This is a genomic window from Variovorax davisae (assembly GCF_030316845.1).
In the GTDB taxonomy this organism is placed as follows: domain Bacteria; phylum Pseudomonadota; class Gammaproteobacteria; order Burkholderiales; family Burkholderiaceae_C; genus Variovorax; species Variovorax davisae.
On record NZ_JASZYS010000002.1, the window covers coordinates 17449 to 32460 of the forward strand.

Here is a 15012-nt window from a genome sequence, read left to right on the forward strand (position 1 = left end):
ATGGCTGCCGGCCTGGCCGTCGACGCCGCAGCGCCCTGGCTGGCACCCTTCGCGCCGGGTGCGCAGCGGGTGGCGGCCAGAACCGCGTCCGGCGCCGGCGTGGCCGAGGCGCTGGCCGGCGAGCCCTCGCCCATCGACCTGGCGGCCGGGCCGCTGCGTTTCGTGGCGGGCGACAGTGCGGGCGCCGAAGCCTACGAGGCCTTCATCTTCCGCACCGCCGGCGTGCCGACGCGCGACAACCTGCACGATCTCTTCAACGGCCTGGTGTGGCTGCGCTTCCCGCGCGCCAAGCGGCGCCTGAACGAACTGCAGGCGGCGCAGATCGCCCGCGCCGGCATCGGTGCCACGCGCGGGCCGCTGCGCGATGCGCTGACCTTGTTCGACGAGAACGGCGCGCTGCTCGACGCCCCGCCCGCCCTGTGGGAGGCGCTGCACGCGCGCGACTGGCACCGGCTCTTCGTCACCCGGCGGGCGCTGTGGCGCGAGGCCCGGCTGCAGGTTTTCGGCCACGCGCTGCTCGAGAAGCTGGCCGCGCCGCGCAAGGCGGCCACGGCCCATGTGCTGGTGGCGCCGGGCGCCAGCCCGTCGCTCGGCCCGGACGACGGCCGGATCGCGGCGGCGCTCGATCCGGCCTGGCTCGCCACCAAGCCCTTCGTGCCGCTGCCGGTGCTGGGCGTGCCGGGCTGGTGGGCGGCCAACGAGGCGCCGGGCTTCTACGACGACCCGTTCGTGTTCAGGCGACCGCGCGCCGGGCCCGGGAATTCCTTCTGATTCCAGTTGGTATTCGGTGCGCTGGCGGCGCTCCGGGACTTAATCTTGCTTCCCATGGTTGCTCCTATGATGGCGTCCAAACCCTTGCAAGCCGGGCCGCAACCCTCATGTCCAGAGGCGGACAACGCCTGTTTTCCCACGGAGAATCCAACTTGAAACGCATCCTTCTTTTCGTCCTGACCAACGTCATGGTGGTCGCGGTCCTGGGCGTGGTGGCCAGCCTGCTGGGCGTCAACCGCTTCCTCACGGCCAACGGGCTCAACCTCGGGGCGCTGCTCGGCTTCGCCCTGATCATGGGTTTCGGCGGCGCGATCATCTCGCTCCTGATCAGCAAGCCGATGGCCAAGTGGTCGGCCGGCGTGCGGATCATCAACGACCCGCAGACGCCCGACGAGGCCTGGATCGTGCAGACCGTGCGCAACTTCGCCGACAAGGCCGGCATCGGCATGCCCGAGGTCGGCATCTTCGAGGGCGACCCGAACGCCTTCGCCACCGGCGCCTTCAAGAACTCGTCGCTGGTGGCGGTGTCGACCGGCCTGCTGCAGAACATGACGCGCGAAGAGGTCGAGGCCGTGATCGGCCACGAAGTGGCGCACGTCGCCAACGGCGACATGGTCACGATGACCCTGATCCAGGGCGTGATGAACACCTTCGTCGTGTTCCTGTCGCGCGTGATCGGCTATGCGGTCGACAGCTTCCTGCGCCGCAACGACGAGCGCTCGTCGGGCCCGGGCATCGGCTACTTCGTGACCACGATCGTGCTCGACATCGTGCTCGGCTTTGCCGCCGCCATCGTGGTGGCCTGGTTCTCGCGCCAGCGCGAATACCGTGCCGACGCCGGCGCCGCCCAGCTCATGGGCCGCAAGCAGCCGATGGTGAACGCGCTGGCCCGGCTCGGCGGCCTCACGCCCGGCGAGCTGCCGAAGACGGTCGAGGCCATGGGCATCACGGGCAAGCTGGGCAGCCTGTTCGCCACCCACCCGCCGATCGAGCAGCGCATCGCGGCGCTTCAGAACTCGGCGGGCTGAAGCGCCCGCATGCGCGACCAGGCCGCCTTCGGGCGGCCTTTTTCTTGGGTCGCTCAGGCGCGCGGGACGACGCTGCGCGCCACGGCCTCGGCCACCTTGATGCCGTCGACCCCTGCCGAAAGAATCCCGCCCGCATAGCTGGCGCCTTCGCCGGCCGGGTACAGGCCGCGCACGTTGAGGCTCTGGAAGTCCTCGCCGCGCGTCATGCGGATCGGCGACGAGGTGCGGGTCTCGACCCCGGTCAGCACGGCGTCGTGCAGGTCGAAGCCCTTGATCTTGCGGCCGAAGGCCGGAAACGCCTCGCGCATGGCCTCGATCGCGTAGGCCGGCAGCGCGGCGTGCAGGTCGCCGGGCGTGACGCCCGGCTTGTACGAGGGCAGCACGCTGCCGAGTGCGGTGGACGGCCTGCCGGCGATGAAGTCGCCCACCAGCTGGCCCGGCGCGCGGTAGTCGCCGCCGCCGAGCACGAAGGCGTTCGACTCCAGCGTGCGCTGCAGTTCGATGCCGGCCAGCGCCGAGCCGGTGCGGCCTTCCTCCCAGCCCGGAAAGTCGCGCGGATCGATGCCCACCACGATGCCCGCGTTGGCGTTGCGCTCGTTGCGCGAGTACTGGCTCATGCCGTTGGTCACGACCCGGCCCGGCTCGCTGGTGGCCGCCACCACGGTGCCGCCCGGGCACATGCAGAAGCTGTAGACCGAGCGGCCGTTGCTCGCGTGGTGCACCAGCTTGTAGTCGGCGGCGCCGAGCAGCGGATGGCCGGCATGGCGGCCCCAGCGGGCGCGGTCGATCAGGCCCTGCGGATGCTCGACCCGGAAGCCGATCGAGAACGGCTTGGCCTCGATGTGGACGCCGCGCGCGTGCAGCATCTCGAAGCTGTCGCGCGAACTGTGGCCGAGCGCCAGCACGACGTGGTCGGCGCGCAGCTCTTCGGCCTGGCCGGTCTGCTGGTCGCGCACGACCAGGCCGCGCAGCGTCTTGCCGCCGTCCGGGCCGTCCTCGAGCAGCACGTCGGTCACGCGCTGCTCGAAGCGGATCTCGCCGCCCAGCTGGACGATCTGCTCGCGCATGTTCTCGACCACCTTGACCAGCTTGAAGGTGCCGATGTGCGGGTGCGCCACGTAGAGGATCTCGGGCGGCGCGCCGGCTTGGACGAACTCCTCCATCACCTTGCGGCCGAGGAAGCGCGGGTCCTTGATCTGGCTGTAGAGCTTGCCGTCGGAGAAGGTGCCGGCGCCGCCTTCGCCGAACTGCACGTTCGACTCCGGGTTCAGCACGCTCTTGCGCCACAGGCCCCAGGTGTCGCGGGTGCGCTGGCGCACGGTCTTGCCGCGTTCCAGCACGATCGGCCGGAAGCCCATCCGGGCCAGCATCAGCGCGGCAAAGATGCCGCAGGGGCCGAAGCCGACCACCACCGGGCGCAGCGGCAGCGCGGCCGGCGCCTGGACCGGGGCCCGCCAGGACATGTCGGGAGTGGCGCCGATGCGCGGGTTCTCCGCGAATTTCGCCAGCAGCAGGTCTTCGAGCGCCGGGTCGGCGATCGCCACGTCGACGATGTAAACCTGCAGCAACTCGGCCTTGCGGGCGTCGAAGCTGCGCTTGAAGACCGTGTGGCCGGCCATGGCTTCGACGGCGATGCCGAGCGTGGAGGCGATGGCCTGGGGCAATGCCGCCCCGTCGTGGGCGAGGGGGAGCTTGATTTCGGAGATTCTCAGCATGTCGTGGGCTTGTGTTTATCAAGCAGGGGTGCCGATTATCGCCATGCCGGCCCGGGGCACGGTGCAGCAAGGTCTCACGCAGGCAAGAACCCATCCACCGACAGGTAGCGCTCGCCGGTGTCGTAGTTGAAGCCCAGCACCACGGCATCGGCCGGCAGCGACGGCAGCTTCTGCGCGATCGCGGCCAGGGTGGCCCCCGACGAGATGCCGACCAGCATGCCTTCCTCGCGCGCGCAGCGGCGCGCCATCTCGCGCGCCGGCTCGGCGTCGACCTGCAGCACGCCGTCGAGCAGGGCGGTGTCGAGGTTCTTCGGAATGAAGCCGGCGCCGATGCCCTGGATCGGGTGTGGCGAGGGCTGGCCGCCGGAAATCACCGGGGAGGCCACCGGCTCGACCGCGAACACCTGCAGCTTCGGCCACTTCTTCTTGAGCACCCGGGCGCAGCCCGTGATGTGGCCGCCGGTGCCGACGCCGGTGATCAGCACGTCGATGCCTTCGGGGAAGTCGGCCGCGATCTCCTCGGCCGTGGTGCGCGCGTGGACTTCGATGTTGGCCGGGTTGTTGAACTGCTGCGGCATCCAGGCCCCCGGGGTGCCGGCGACGATCTCCTCGGCGCGGGCGATCGAGCCCTTCATGCCCTTCTCGCGCGGCGTCAGGTCGAAGCTGGCGCCGTAGGCCAGCATCAGCCGCCGCCGCTCGACCGACATGCTGTCGGGCATCACCAGGACCAGCTTGTAGCCCTTGACCGCCGCCACCATGGCGAGGCCGATGCCGGTGTTGCCGGAGGTCGGCTCGACGATGGTGCCGCCGGGCTTCAGCGCGCCCGAACGCTCGGCGTCCTCGACCATCGACAGCGCGATGCGGTCCTTGATCGAGCCGCCCGGGTTGGCGCGTTCGCACTTGATCCAGACTTGCTGCGTCGCGTGGCCGAAAAGGCGCTGGATGCGGACATGCGGCGTGTTGCCGATGGTTTGCAGGATGGTGTCGGCTTTCATTCGGTCTCCTTGGGGCCGGGCCCCAGCTCAGAAAAAGGGGGAGCGCCATTGTGGCGATAATCCACGGGTGGAGCACGCCGGACCGCCGCTGGTGCAAGTCTCGAAAGAGCGCACTGGAGGAACGTCCGGACTGCACAGGACAGCGCAGGAGCTAACCGCTCTCCACCGCGAGGTGAGGATCAGAGCAACAGAGACGAGTCGGCCGGGGGCAACCCCGGGCGGGTGAAACGGGCAATCTCTGCGCGCAGCAACACCAAGTAGGCCAGCGTCGATGTGGTTCCGCAGAGCTGGCGGGTAGGTGGCATCGAGCCGTTTGGCGACAAACGGCCCAGAGTAATGGCGGTCACGCTGGAAGCTCGCAAGAGCCTTCAGTGCACAGAATCCGGCTTACAGGCGTGCTCCACAATTTATTTCCGTTTGACGGCCGCACCGCTCAGAAGCGTTCGCTGGGCGTCAGATAGCGCCACTGGCTGGGCAAAAGCCCCGACAGCGGCACCCGCCCGATGCGGATGCGCTTCATCGCCAGGATCTGCAGTCCGGCGTCGTCGCAGATATGGGCGATCTGCCCCGGGCGCGCGCCCTTCAGCGCGAAGCGCAGCCCGGTGTGGCCTTCGGCCTGCTGGCCGATGCTGACGCGTGCCGGCGAGCGCTCCAGCCGGGCCAGCGTCTCGGGGCCGACCGGGCCGGCGACATCGACCATCACCTCGTGCTCCATGATGCCGGCGTCTTCCTGCAGCTTGCGCTCGACCCGGAACTCCTGCGTGAAGACCACCAGCCCGCTGGCGCCGGTCTCCAGCGGCGTCATGCAGCGCTGCGCCGCCACGTGGCGCGGCAGGAAGCGCAGGCCGGCGCGTTCGGGTTCGTGGTGGTTGGCCGCCACCAGCAGCCGGTGCGCGGTCTCGGTCGCCATGCCGGCGGGCTTGTGCAGCAGCAGGGTGACCGGCACCACCGGCTCGGGCCGGGCGCCGGACTCGATCTCGACCTGCTGGTGCGCATGCACCCGGGCCTGCGGCACCAGCGCCGGCTGGCCGTCGACGCGCACCGCGCCGTTCTCGATCAGCAGTTCGGCCTCGCGCCGCGAGCAGCCGGCCAGCGCCGCGACCCGCTTGGCGAGCCGGATCCCTTCGTCGTCGGCGTCCTTCATGGCTGGGCCAGCTGCCGGATGCGCTCGACATGCGCCGCCAGGGAGCGCGCGGCCACCGGCCACATGCGCTCGGGCACGTCGTCGTAGGCCAGCGGCAGCCACTGCTCGGGCGTGCCCTCGGGCAGCTGGCGCATCGCGGCGGCGATCTTGGCCTCGCGCTTCAGGCGGTGCGCCTTCAGGTGGGCGATGGCGGCGCGGGCCTCGCCCAGCACGTAGCCGTGGGCCGGCAGGATGAAGCCGACCCCGCCGGCGGCGCAGGCGGCGTCGAGCTTGTCGAGCGAGTCGAGGTAGGCGTTCATGTTGCCGTCCGGTGGATCGACCACGGTGGTGCTGCCGTTGAGGATGTGGTCGCCCGAGAACAGCAGCCCGTCTTCCTCCAGCACCAGGCACAGGTGGTTGGCCGCGTGGCCCGGCGTGTGGACCACGCGCAGCGTGTGCAGCGGCACCCGGGTCTCGCCGCTGTCGCTGATGGCCGGCGTGGTCAGGACCAGGCGCTCGCCGTCCTGCAGCACCCGGTCGGGCGTGAAGCGGGCGGTGGCGCGGGCGGTCGGCGCCGAGGCCAGGCCGAGGATCGGGGGGTGGCTCTTGCACAGCTTCTGCAGCGGCAGGGCGCCGGGCGAATGGTCGGCGTGCGAGTGGGTGCAGACGATCATCCGGATGTCGCCCTGGGTCGCGCGCCACAGCCGGCCGATGTGGTCGAAGTCGTTCGGACCGGGATCGATCACGATGTAGCCGCTGTCGGCGTCGCCCACGATATAGCTGTTGGTGCCGGGGCCGGTCATGGCGCTCGGATTCGGCGCGGTCAGGCGCTGCACGTTCTTCAAGAGCGGCACCGCCTGCGTGCTCTGCCAGTCCAGCGTGTGGACGATCTGGCCGTCGGGGCTGACCAGCGCCAGTTCGCCGAAGGCCGACTCGGTCTCCATGTAGCGGGCTTCCTGGCCGGCCAGCCAGCCCGCGCGCGGGCAGCTGGTCCAGATCGGGCCTTCGCCGCCGGCGCGGTTGGCGCAGGCGTCGAGCACCGCGTCGACCGTCGGGTAGGCGACCATGCGCTCGAGCGTGCGCACGGTCGGGAAGATCATGAAGAAGCTGCCGGCCGCATGGCGCGCCAGCGCGTCGGCCGGCCGCACCCAGCACGGTTCGAACTGCTCGGTCTCGTCGGCGGTCGGGGTCTGGCCCTCGGGCATGCGCGCCACCAGGAAGGGGACGTCGAAGCGCTTGGGCAGGTCGCGGTCGGTGATCCAGTGGGCGAAGGTGAACACCTTGTCGGTCGACAGCAGCAGGCCGCGCGCCACGCACTGGTCGGCGAAGGCCACCGTGGTGCTGGCGGTGCCGCGGTCCATGGCGGCGACTTCCTCGGCGCTGACGGCCCGGCCGTCGGGGTGATGGGCCAGCAGCACGCCCAGTTCCTCGAAGCTCTCGCGGATGGCGGCGATGGCCTGGGTGAGCTGCACCCGGCTCTGGGTGCGGCGGCGCGTCGCGATGGCGCGGGCGGTGGTGTCGCCCTCGTCGATGCGCCCGCCGGGGAACACGTAGGCGCCGGGCGCGAAGCTGGCGCTGGCGGAGCGCCGGGTCATCAGCACTTCGATGCCGTCGGCCGTGTCGCGCAGCAGCAGCACGGTCGCGGCGGCGCGAACCGGCGCCGGCTCGCGCTGGGGATGGAGATATTGGGTGGGGCGTACCATGGCTCGCGATTATCGGGAGATCGGGCGCCGCGTGCGACGGCGCCCGTGTGACAGGGTCGGCGGCGGTGCCTAGAATCATCGGATGCGGTCCGCCACCACATGGCTGATGGGACTGGTCCTCCTCGCCCATGCGATGGGAGCGGCCGGCGCCCAAGCCGTGCCTGCCGCCGCCTCCGCGCCCGCTTCACCGGGCACCGTCGTCCTGATGGAACTCGACGGCGCCATCGGCCCGGCCGCGGTCGACCACGTGCGCCGCGGCCTGCGGCTGGCGGTCCGCGAACAGGCCCGGCTCGCCGTCATCCAGCTCGACACGCCCGGCGGCCTCGACGCCTCGATGCGCGACATCGTCAAGGACATCCTGGCCTCGCCGGTCCCGGTGGCGAGCTTCGTGGCGCCGGACGGCGCCCGCGCCGCCAGTGCCGGCACCTACATCCTCTACGCCAGCCACATCGCCGCGATGGCGCCAGCCAGCAACCTCGGCGCCGCGACGCCGGTGGCGATCGGCGCGCCGACACCGTCCGCGCCGGACGCGATGACCGCCAAGCGGCTGGCCGACGCCTCGGCCTACCTGCGCAGCCTGGCGCAGCTGCGCGGGCGCAACGCCGACTGGGGCGAGCTGGCGGTGCGCGAGTCGGCCAGCCTGTCGGCCGCCGAGGCACTGCAGAAGAACGTCGTCACGCTGATCGCGCAGGATGTGGCCGACCTGCTGCGCCAGGTCGACGGCCGCGAGGTGCGCACGGCGCAGGGGGCTGTTCGGCTGTCGACGCGGCAGGCCCAGGTGCTGGTGTTCGAGGCCGACTGGCGCAGCCGGGTGCTGTCGGTGATCACCGAGCCCAGCCTGGCGCTGGTGCTGATGATGCTGGGCATCTATGGCCTGCTGTTCGAGTTCTCGAACCCGGGCTTCGTGCTGCCGGGCGTGGTCGGGGCGATCAGCCTGCTGCTGGCGCTGTTCGGGCTGCAGATGCTGCCGGTCAACTACGCCGGGCTGGGGTTGATCTTCCTCGGCGTGGCCTTCCTGATCGCCGAGGCCTTCCTGCCGACCTTCGGCGCCCTCGGGGTCGGCGGCATCGCCGCCTTCTCGATCGGCGCCGTGCTGCTGATCGACAACGACGCGCCGGGCTTCGGCGTCCCGCTGTGGCTGGTCGGCGCGTTGGCCGTGGTCTCGGCCGGCTTCATCGTGGTGGTGGCCGGTGCCGCCGCGAAGAGCCGGCGGCGGCCACCGGTGCTCGGGGTCGCGACGCTGGTCGGCGCCACCGGCGAACTGGTCGAATTCGCCGACGGCGAGGGCTGGGCCCAGATCCAGGGCGACTACTGGAAGGTGCGCGGCGCAGAGGGCCTGCGCGCCGGCCGCCGCATCCGCGTGATGCGCGTGCAGGGGCTGGCCCTGCAGGTGGCGGAGGACAACCCGGAGGGCCCCGCGCGGGCTTGAGACATGTTCTTCAACTTCAACATGGTGCTGCTGGCGCTGTTCGTCCTGTTGCTGGCCATGCTCGCCGCGGCCTCGCTGCGCATCCTGCGCGAGTACGAGCGCGGCGTGGTGTTCCAGCTCGGCCGCTTCTGGAAGGTCAAGGGGCCGGGGCTGGTGATCCTGGTCCCCGGCCTGCAGCAGATGGTGCGGGTGGGCCTGCGCGTGATGGTGCTCGACGTGCCGAGCCAGGACGTGATCACGCGCGACAACGTGTCGGTCAAGGTCAATGCGGTGCTCTACTTCCGCGTCGTCGATCCCGAGAAGGCGGTGATCCAGGTCGAGAAGTACTTCGAGGCCACCAGCCAGCTGGCCCAGACCACCCTGCGCGCGGTGCTCGGCAAGCACGAGCTCGACGACCTTCTGGCCGAGCGCGAGCGGCTCAACCTCGACATCCAGAAGATCCTCGCGTCCCAGACCGACCTCTGGGGCATCAAGGTGACCAACGTCGAGATCAAGCATGTGGACCTCAACGACAACATGGTGCGCGCGATCGCCCGCCAGGCCGAGGCGGAGCGCGAGCGGCGCGCCAAGGTGATCCATGCCGAGGGCGAGCTGCAGGCCTCGGTCAAGCTGGCCGAGGCGGCCGAGATCCTGGGCCGGCATCCGCAGGCGCTGCAGCTGCGCTACCTGGAGACGCTCACGGTGATCGGCGCCGACAAGAACTCGACCATCGTGTTCCCGCTGCCGATCGATCTCATCGGCACGCTGCTGCAGCGGCTGGACGAGCGGCCGCCGCGCGCCTGAGCCGGTCTCGCAGCCGCGCGGGGCGTGGCAAGATCATTCGTCTCCTTCGTCCAGGCCCTTCCCATGCTCATCAACTGCGTCGTCTACGAAGACGGTTCCAAGCTCGCCGACATTCCGGTTTCCGAGATCCGCAACTACCTGACGCTGCCCGGCTGCTTCGTCTGGGTGGCGTTGCACGACGCCACCGCCGCCGAACTGGCCGAGCTGCAGGGCGAGTTCGGCCTGCACCCGCTGGCGGTCGAGGATGCCCAGCACGGCCACCAGCGGCCGAAGGTCGAGGAATACGCCGATTCGCTGTTCGCGGTGCTGCATTTGCTGGAGCCGGGCGGGCTCGACAAGGGCGAGCTCGGCGTCGGCGAGGTCGACGTCTTCGTCGGCCGCAACTACGTGGTCTCGGTGCGCAACCGCAGCGAACACGGCTTCGTCGAGGTCCGCCAGCGCTGCGAGCGCGAGCCCGAACTGCTGCGCCAAGGGCCCGGCTTCGTGCTGTATGCGCTGATGGACGCGGTGGTCGACCGCTACTTCCCGGTGATCGACGCGCTCGAGGTCGAGCTCGAGACGATCGAGATGCGGATCTTCACCAAGGGCTCGGCGCGCGAGAGCATCCAGCGGCTCTACGCATTGAAGCGGCGGCTCACGGTGCTCAAGCACGCGGTCGCGCCGCTGCTCGAAGGCGTCGGCAAGCTGCACGGCGGCCGCGTGCCGCAGATCTGCGCCGGCTCGCAGGAGTATTTCCGCGACGTGGTCGACCACCTGGGCCGCATCAACGCCTCGGTCGATGCCAGCCGCGACACCATCGGCACGGCGATCAGCGTCAACCTGTCGATGGTCACGATCGAGGATGGCGAGGTCACCAAGCGGCTGGCCGCCTGGGCGGCGATCTTCGCGGTCTGCACCGCGTTCGCGGGCATCTGGGGCATGAATTTCCAGCACATGCCCGAACTGCAATGGCGCTTCGGCTACCCGGCGGCCCTGCTGCTGATCGCCGCGATATCGGGCTACCTCTACTACCGCTTCCGACGCGCGGGCTGGGTGTGAGCGCTCAGGCGCGCGCGTCCTCGAACGCGAAGCCGACCCCGTAGACCGAGCGGATCCAGTCGTCCCCCGGCGCCGCGGCGGCCAGCTTGCGGCGCAGGTTCTTGACGTGGCTGTCGACCGCGCGCTCGGTGACGTCGGCCGTGTCGTCGTAGGCCAGGTCGAGCAGCTGCGCACGCGAGAAGATGCGCCCCGGCTGGCGCGACAGCGCCTGCAGCAGGCGGAATTCCAGCCGCGTCAGGTTGAGCGCGACGCCGTCGAGGCTGGCGCGCCAGTGCGTGTCGTCGAGCAGCAGGCGGGCCAGCGCTGGCGGCGTCGTGTCGTCCGTCGCGCTGCGGCGCAGCACGGCGCGCACCCGCGCCACGACTTCGCGTGGCGAGAAGGGCTTGCAGATGTAGTCGTCGGCGCCGAGCTCCAGGCCGAGCAGGCGGTCGACCTCCTCGATGCGGGCGGTGATCATGATGACCGGGCTGGCGGTGCGCAGCCGCGCCCGGCGCAGCACCTCGATGCCGTCCAGCCGCGGCAGCATGATGTCGAGCAGCGTGAGGTCGGGCGGTGATTGCAGCATCCGCGCCAGGGCCTGCTCGCCATCGCTGGCGCGCTCGGCCTGGTAGCCGGCGTGCTGCAGGTAGTCGACCAGCACCGACGCGATGTCGTCCTCGTCCTCGACGACCAGGATGCGTTTCATGGGATGTTCCTCAAGGGTTCGGTTCCGGGGCGGTCAAGGGCAGGGTCAACACGATGCGCAGCCCGCCCAGCGGCGACGGCGCCGCCTCGATGCTGCCGCCGTGCGCCTCGACCGTGACGCGGCAGATCGCCAGCCCGAGCCCGGAGCCGCCCAGGGCCCGGTTGCGCGAGCCCTCGCCGCGGAACAGCCGCTCGAACAGCCGCGGCAGCTCCGCGGCCGTGACGCCGGGCAGGCTGTCGTCGAATCGCAGCACCAGCCGCTCGCTGCCGGCACCGGCCTCGATCCGCGCGCCGATGCGCAGGCGCCCGCCGGTGTCGGTATAGGACAGCGTGTTTTCCAGCAGGTTCATGAAGACCAGGTGCAGGCGCCGCGGATCGCCTTGCAGCAGGGGCCGCCGCTGCGCCGACAGCTGCGCGAGCTCGGCGGCGTCGACGACGATGCCGCGCTGTGCGAAGCGCTCGCGGGTCGAGGCCAGGGCCTCGTCGAGCAAGGCCAGCGGGTCGACGGCGACCTTCGGCGGCGGCGCGTCGGTGCGCTCGACCATGCTGCTGCGCAAGTCGTCGACCAGCTGGCCGAGCCGCATCACCTGCCGGTGCAGGCGCAGCGCCGTCTTGTCGTCGAAGCTGCGCACGCCGTCCTGCAGCGCCTCGATCTCGGCGCGCATCGCGGCCAGCGGCGTGCGCAGCTCGTGCGCCACGTCGGCCAGCCAGGCCCGGCGCGAGGCTTCGATGCCGTCGAGGCGCTCGGCCATGTCGTTGAAGGTGCGCCCGAGCAGGGCCAGCTCGTCCTGTCCGCGCACCGGCACGCGGGCGTCCAGCCGGCCTTGCGCGATCTGCTCGGCCCCCTGCGTCAGCGCCGCGATCGGGGCGAACCAGCGCCGCGCCAGCAGCCACGCCAGCAGCAGGGCGATCGCGAAGCCGGCGATGCCGGTCCAGATGACGAAGCTCGACTGCCGGGCCACGAAGGCGCGGTCGGCCTCGGTCTCGAGGCCTTCCAGGGGCGCCAGCAGCAGCACCGCGATGACGTGGTCGCCGTTGCGCAGCGGCAGCCGGGCGGCGGTGGCCGGGTCGACCCGGGCACCGGCGATCCAGTGGTCGCTGGCGTCGACCAGGCCCAGCCGGCGGTAGACCGAATCGGGGCGGTTGCGCGGGTCCCGCATCGCACCCGGTGGCGGCAGCGGCAGCGACAGCCGCGGCGGCAGCAGCTCCGGCGACTGCATCGGCCGCGGCCCGTCCGCGTGGTTGAAGGGCGGGTCGCCCTGCCACGGCGGCGGCCGGAAGTCCGACGGCGGCCATGGCGGAACGGGGCGCATGCGGTCGCGTTCCGGACCCAGGGGCGGCATCTTGCTGCTGGGCGGTCCCTGGGGCCGGAACGGCTCCATCTGCAGGCGGAACCAGGCGTCCTCGTCGTCGCGCAAGGCACTCCAGTTGCCCGCGGCCAGGTACTGCTTCTTGAGGATCTCGGCGAACCAGTCCATCCGCCGCAGCTCCACCTCCGCCACGTAGGGGCCGAGTCCGCGCTGCAGGCCGAGCCGCGAGAAGCCGGCGAAGATCAGCAGCAGGGCCAGCAGCAGCACGGCGAGCGCGAGGAATATCTTTCGGAAGAGCGTCAGGCGGGGCATGGTGGGCGAGGGGGCGAGACACATTCTCGCGGCGGATTCTCGCCAGGTCGCGAACGAGATCGTGCTGCTGGCGGCGGCCGTGCGGCGACTGTGCACCGCGATCTGGGAGAAATCGTGGGTGGCGCTCAGGCCCGCAGGCGTGCCGCCTCGGCCGATGCCCGCTCCAGCGGCAGCCGCAACGTGATGCCGAGGCTGCCCAGCGGCGACGGCGCCGCGTAGATCCGGCCGCGGTGCTCGCTGACGATCTGCTCGCAGAGCGCGACGCTGGCGATCGCGTCGACGTCGCTGCGCCAGCGGGGACTGCGCGCGGCGACAGCGTCGAAGCAGCGTGCGAGCCGCGGCTCGTCGAGCCCGGGCGCGGCATCGATGAAGTTGACGACCGCGTGCACGCCGTCGATGCGCCCGAGCACCTGCAGCGTGCTGCCGGCGTGCATCGCGCGACAGGCCAACTCGACGATGCGGGCCAGCACCTCCTGCATGCCGGAGCGGTCGAGCACCACCGGCAGCGGGTCGCCCGGCAGCCTCAGTTCGAGCGCCATGCCCGCGGCCTGCAGCCGGCCGCGCAGCGACTCCGACATCTGGTGCAGCAGCTGGCGGATGTCGGTGTGGCTGCGCGGGCCGGGCACCTGGGCGCGCTGCGCGATGGCCGGCGGGGCGGCGCTGGCGCTGCGCGGCCTCAGCAGGCGCCAGGGCACGCAGAGCAGCAGCGCGAAGAGGAGGGCGATGCAGGCGGGAATCGGATTCATCGGAATGAAAGTCAGTGGCAATGCCGCGCATTAGTCCCTGGCTGCGGCTTCGACGCAACAGCATCCGGCCAGCGCGCCGGGCCTTCAAGATGTCTCCCCATTCGACGGGCAGGCTGAGGTGCTTACCATCGAGGCTTCGCACTCCCGGCCACCGAAGCGCTCCATGTCCCTGCCCGATGCCCTCCTGATTCGCAACGTTCGCCCGCTGGGCCGGGCGCCGGTCGACCTGCTGCTGCGCGACGGCCGGATCGCGGCGATCGGCAGCGCCCAGGCGGCGCCGCAAGGACCGGTCGCCATCGAGGACGGCGGCGGCGCCTTGCTGCTGCCCGGCCTGGTCGAGGGCCACACCCATCTCGACAAGACCCTCTGGGGCATGCCCTGGTACCGCAACGAAGTCGGCGCCCGGCTGGTCGACAAGATCGACAACGAGCGCGCCTTCCGCCAGGCCAGTGGCCACGATGCGGCGGGCCAGTCGCTGGCGCTGGCGCGGGCCTTCCTGGCCCGCGGCACGACCCGCCTGCGCACCCATGTCGACATCGACACCCAGGCCGGGCTGCGCCATCTCGAGGGTGTGGCGCGCACGCGCGAGGCGATGCAGGGCCTGCAGCAGATCCAGATCGTGGCCTTCCCGCAGTCGGGCCTGCTGCAGCGGCCCGGCACCGCGGCCCTGCTCGAGCAGGCGATGGGCGAGGGCGCCGACCTGCTCGGCGGGCTCGATCCCTGCGCGATCGACGGCGACCCCGTGCGCTCGCTCGACACGCTCTTCGGCATCGCCGAGCGGCGCGGCTGCGGCCTCGACATCCACCTGCACGAGCCAGGGGCGATGGGCGCCTTCTCGCTCGGCCTGATCATGGACCGCACGGCCGCGCTCGGCATGCAGGGCAAGGTGGCGATCAGCCACGGCTTCTGCCTCGGCGACCTGCCGCCACCCGAGCGCGACCCCCTGATCGCGCGCATGGCGCAGCTCGGCCTGGTGCTGATCACCAGCGCGCCGCCGTCGCGCAGCGTGCCGCCCCTGCTGGCCTGCCGCCAGGCCGGGCTCACGGTGCTGGGCGGCAACGACGGGATCCGCGACACCTGGTCGCCCTACGGCAACCCCGACATGCTCGAGCGCGCGATGCTGATCGGCCTGCGCTACAACCTGCGCCGCGACGACGAACTCGATGTCGCGCTCGACTGCGTCACCCACGCCGGAGCGCGCGGCTGCGGCTTCGAGGCCTATGGCCTGGCACCGGGCGACCGGGCCGACCTGGTGCTGGTCGATGCGCAGAGCGTGGCCGAGGCCATCGTGGCGCGACCGCCGCGCCGCCTGGTCGTCGCCGGCGGCCGGATCGCCGCGCGCCACGGCAGCCTGATCTGACATCCCGCCACGGAG

13 protein-coding genes and 1 other RNA gene are annotated in these 15012 nt (G+C 71.3%); 7 read left to right on the forward strand and 7 right to left on the reverse strand.

What is annotated here, in order from left to right:
* Positions 1–771, forward strand: coding sequence for a DUF3025 domain-containing protein (locus QTI33_RS04370; protein ID WP_286504561.1), 771 nt, complete (start codon positions 1–3; stop codon positions 769–771).
* 152 nt (positions 772–923) lie between these two features.
* Positions 924–1799 (forward strand): protease HtpX, encoded by an 876-nt coding sequence (htpX, locus tag QTI33_RS04375; protein WP_286504562.1) that lies wholly within the window; start codon positions 924–926, stop codon positions 1797–1799.
* Positions 1800–1852: 53 nt separating this feature from the next.
* Here the strand turns inward: htpX and QTI33_RS04380 are convergent, their stop codons facing one another.
* Both QTI33_RS04380 and cysK read right to left on the reverse strand, forming a co-directional pair.
* Positions 1853–3514, reverse strand: a complete 1662-nt coding sequence (locus tag QTI33_RS04380) for an NAD(P)/FAD-dependent oxidoreductase (RefSeq protein ID WP_286504563.1) — start codon at positions 3512–3514, stop codon at positions 1853–1855.
* A 74-nt stretch (positions 3515–3588) separates the two neighbouring features.
* Positions 3589–4509: a cysteine synthase A gene (gene cysK, locus QTI33_RS04385; RefSeq protein ID WP_286504564.1), complete on the reverse strand. Its 921-nt coding sequence runs from the start codon at positions 4507–4509 to the stop codon at positions 3589–3591.
* Between the two features lie 69 nt (positions 4510–4578).
* On the opposite strand from cysK, the gene rnpB reads away from it, so the two are divergent.
* An RNA gene (gene rnpB / locus QTI33_RS04390) (RNase P RNA component class A) lies at positions 4579–4915 on the forward strand.
* Positions 4916–4942: 27 nt separating this feature from the next.
* Here rnpB and QTI33_RS04395 read toward each other — a convergent pair.
* The gene (locus tag QTI33_RS04395; protein WP_286504565.1) at positions 4943–5653 is read right to left on the reverse strand and encodes an RNA pseudouridine synthase; all 711 of its coding nucleotides are present in this window, start codon (positions 5651–5653) and stop codon (positions 4943–4945) included.
* Complete coding sequence (locus QTI33_RS04400; protein ID WP_286504566.1) at positions 5650–7335, reverse strand: MBL fold metallo-hydrolase; 1686 nt, start codon at positions 7333–7335, stop codon at positions 5650–5652. Before QTI33_RS04400 ends, QTI33_RS04395 begins: the two co-directional genes overlap by 4 nt.
* A gap of 106 nt (positions 7336–7441) precedes the next feature.
* Between QTI33_RS04400 and QTI33_RS04405 the strand changes: the two genes are divergently transcribed.
* The 3 genes from QTI33_RS04405 to QTI33_RS04415 all read left to right on the forward strand — a co-directional run bounded on the left by QTI33_RS04405 (position 7442) and on the right by QTI33_RS04415 (position 10585).
* Positions 7442–8764: an NfeD family protein gene (locus tag QTI33_RS04405; protein WP_286504567.1), complete on the forward strand. Its 1323-nt coding sequence runs from the start codon at positions 7442–7444 to the stop codon at positions 8762–8764.
* A gap of 3 nt (positions 8765–8767) precedes the next feature.
* Positions 8768–9547 (forward strand): slipin family protein, encoded by a 780-nt coding sequence (locus QTI33_RS04410; protein ID WP_286504568.1) that lies wholly within the window; start codon positions 8768–8770, stop codon positions 9545–9547.
* Positions 9548–9610: 63 nt separating this feature from the next.
* Entirely contained in the window at positions 9611–10585 is a 975-nt protein-coding gene (locus QTI33_RS04415; RefSeq protein ID WP_286504569.1) for a magnesium and cobalt transport protein CorA, read from the forward strand.
* Between the two features lie 4 nt (positions 10586–10589).
* Here QTI33_RS04415 and QTI33_RS04420 read toward each other — a convergent pair whose 3' ends face one another.
* From QTI33_RS04420 to QTI33_RS04430, 3 genes are all read right to left on the reverse strand, one after another.
* Complete coding sequence (locus QTI33_RS04420) at positions 10590–11270, reverse strand: response regulator (RefSeq protein WP_286504570.1); 681 nt, start codon at positions 11268–11270, stop codon at positions 10590–10592.
* A gap of 10 nt (positions 11271–11280) precedes the next feature.
* On the reverse strand, positions 11281–12891 hold the full coding sequence (locus tag QTI33_RS04425; RefSeq protein WP_286504571.1) for an ATP-binding protein: 1611 nt from the start codon (positions 12889–12891) through the stop codon (positions 11281–11283).
* A gap of 125 nt (positions 12892–13016) precedes the next feature.
* Complete coding sequence (locus QTI33_RS04430; protein ID WP_286504572.1) at positions 13017–13637, reverse strand: sensor histidine kinase; 621 nt, start codon at positions 13635–13637, stop codon at positions 13017–13019.
* Positions 13638–13800: 163 nt separating this feature from the next.
* On the opposite strand from QTI33_RS04430, the gene QTI33_RS04435 reads away from it, so the two are divergent.
* Complete coding sequence (locus QTI33_RS04435) at positions 13801–14997, forward strand: amidohydrolase family protein (RefSeq protein ID WP_286504573.1); 1197 nt, start codon at positions 13801–13803, stop codon at positions 14995–14997.
* The last annotated feature ends 15 nt before the right edge of the window (positions 14998–15012 follow it).

What these genes read in the sequence shown, in the direction of transcription:
- QTI33_RS04370 (WP_286504561.1), top strand. Translation starts at nt 1, where the DNA reads ATGGCTGCCGGCCTGGCCGTCGACGCCGCAGCGCCCTGGCTGGCACCC.
- QTI33_RS04380 (WP_286504563.1), bottom strand. Translation starts at nt 3,514, where the DNA reads ATGCTGAGAATCTCCGAAATCAAGCTCCCCCTCGCCCACGACGGGGCG.
- cysK (WP_286504564.1), bottom strand. Translation starts at nt 4,509, where the DNA reads ATGAAAGCCGACACCATCCTGCAAACCATCGGCAACACGCCGCATGTC.
- QTI33_RS04395 (WP_286504565.1), bottom strand. Translation starts at nt 5,653, where the DNA reads ATGAAGGACGCCGACGACGAAGGGATCCGGCTCGCCAAGCGGGTCGCG.
- QTI33_RS04400 (WP_286504566.1), bottom strand. Translation starts at nt 7,335, where the DNA reads ATGGTACGCCCCACCCAATATCTCCATCCCCAGCGCGAGCCGGCGCCG.
- QTI33_RS04405 (WP_286504567.1), top strand. Translation starts at nt 7,442, where the DNA reads ATGGGACTGGTCCTCCTCGCCCATGCGATGGGAGCGGCCGGCGCCCAA.
- QTI33_RS04410 (WP_286504568.1), top strand. Translation starts at nt 8,768, where the DNA reads ATGTTCTTCAACTTCAACATGGTGCTGCTGGCGCTGTTCGTCCTGTTG.
- QTI33_RS04415 (WP_286504569.1), top strand. Translation starts at nt 9,611, where the DNA reads ATGCTCATCAACTGCGTCGTCTACGAAGACGGTTCCAAGCTCGCCGAC.
- QTI33_RS04420 (WP_286504570.1), bottom strand. Translation starts at nt 11,270, where the DNA reads ATGAAACGCATCCTGGTCGTCGAGGACGAGGACGACATCGCGTCGGTG.
- QTI33_RS04425 (WP_286504571.1), bottom strand. Translation starts at nt 12,891, where the DNA reads ATGCCCCGCCTGACGCTCTTCCGAAAGATATTCCTCGCGCTCGCCGTG.
- QTI33_RS04430 (WP_286504572.1), bottom strand. Translation starts at nt 13,637, where the DNA reads ATGAATCCGATTCCCGCCTGCATCGCCCTCCTCTTCGCGCTGCTGCTC.
- QTI33_RS04435 (WP_286504573.1), top strand. Translation starts at nt 13,801, where the DNA reads ATGTCCCTGCCCGATGCCCTCCTGATTCGCAACGTTCGCCCGCTGGGC.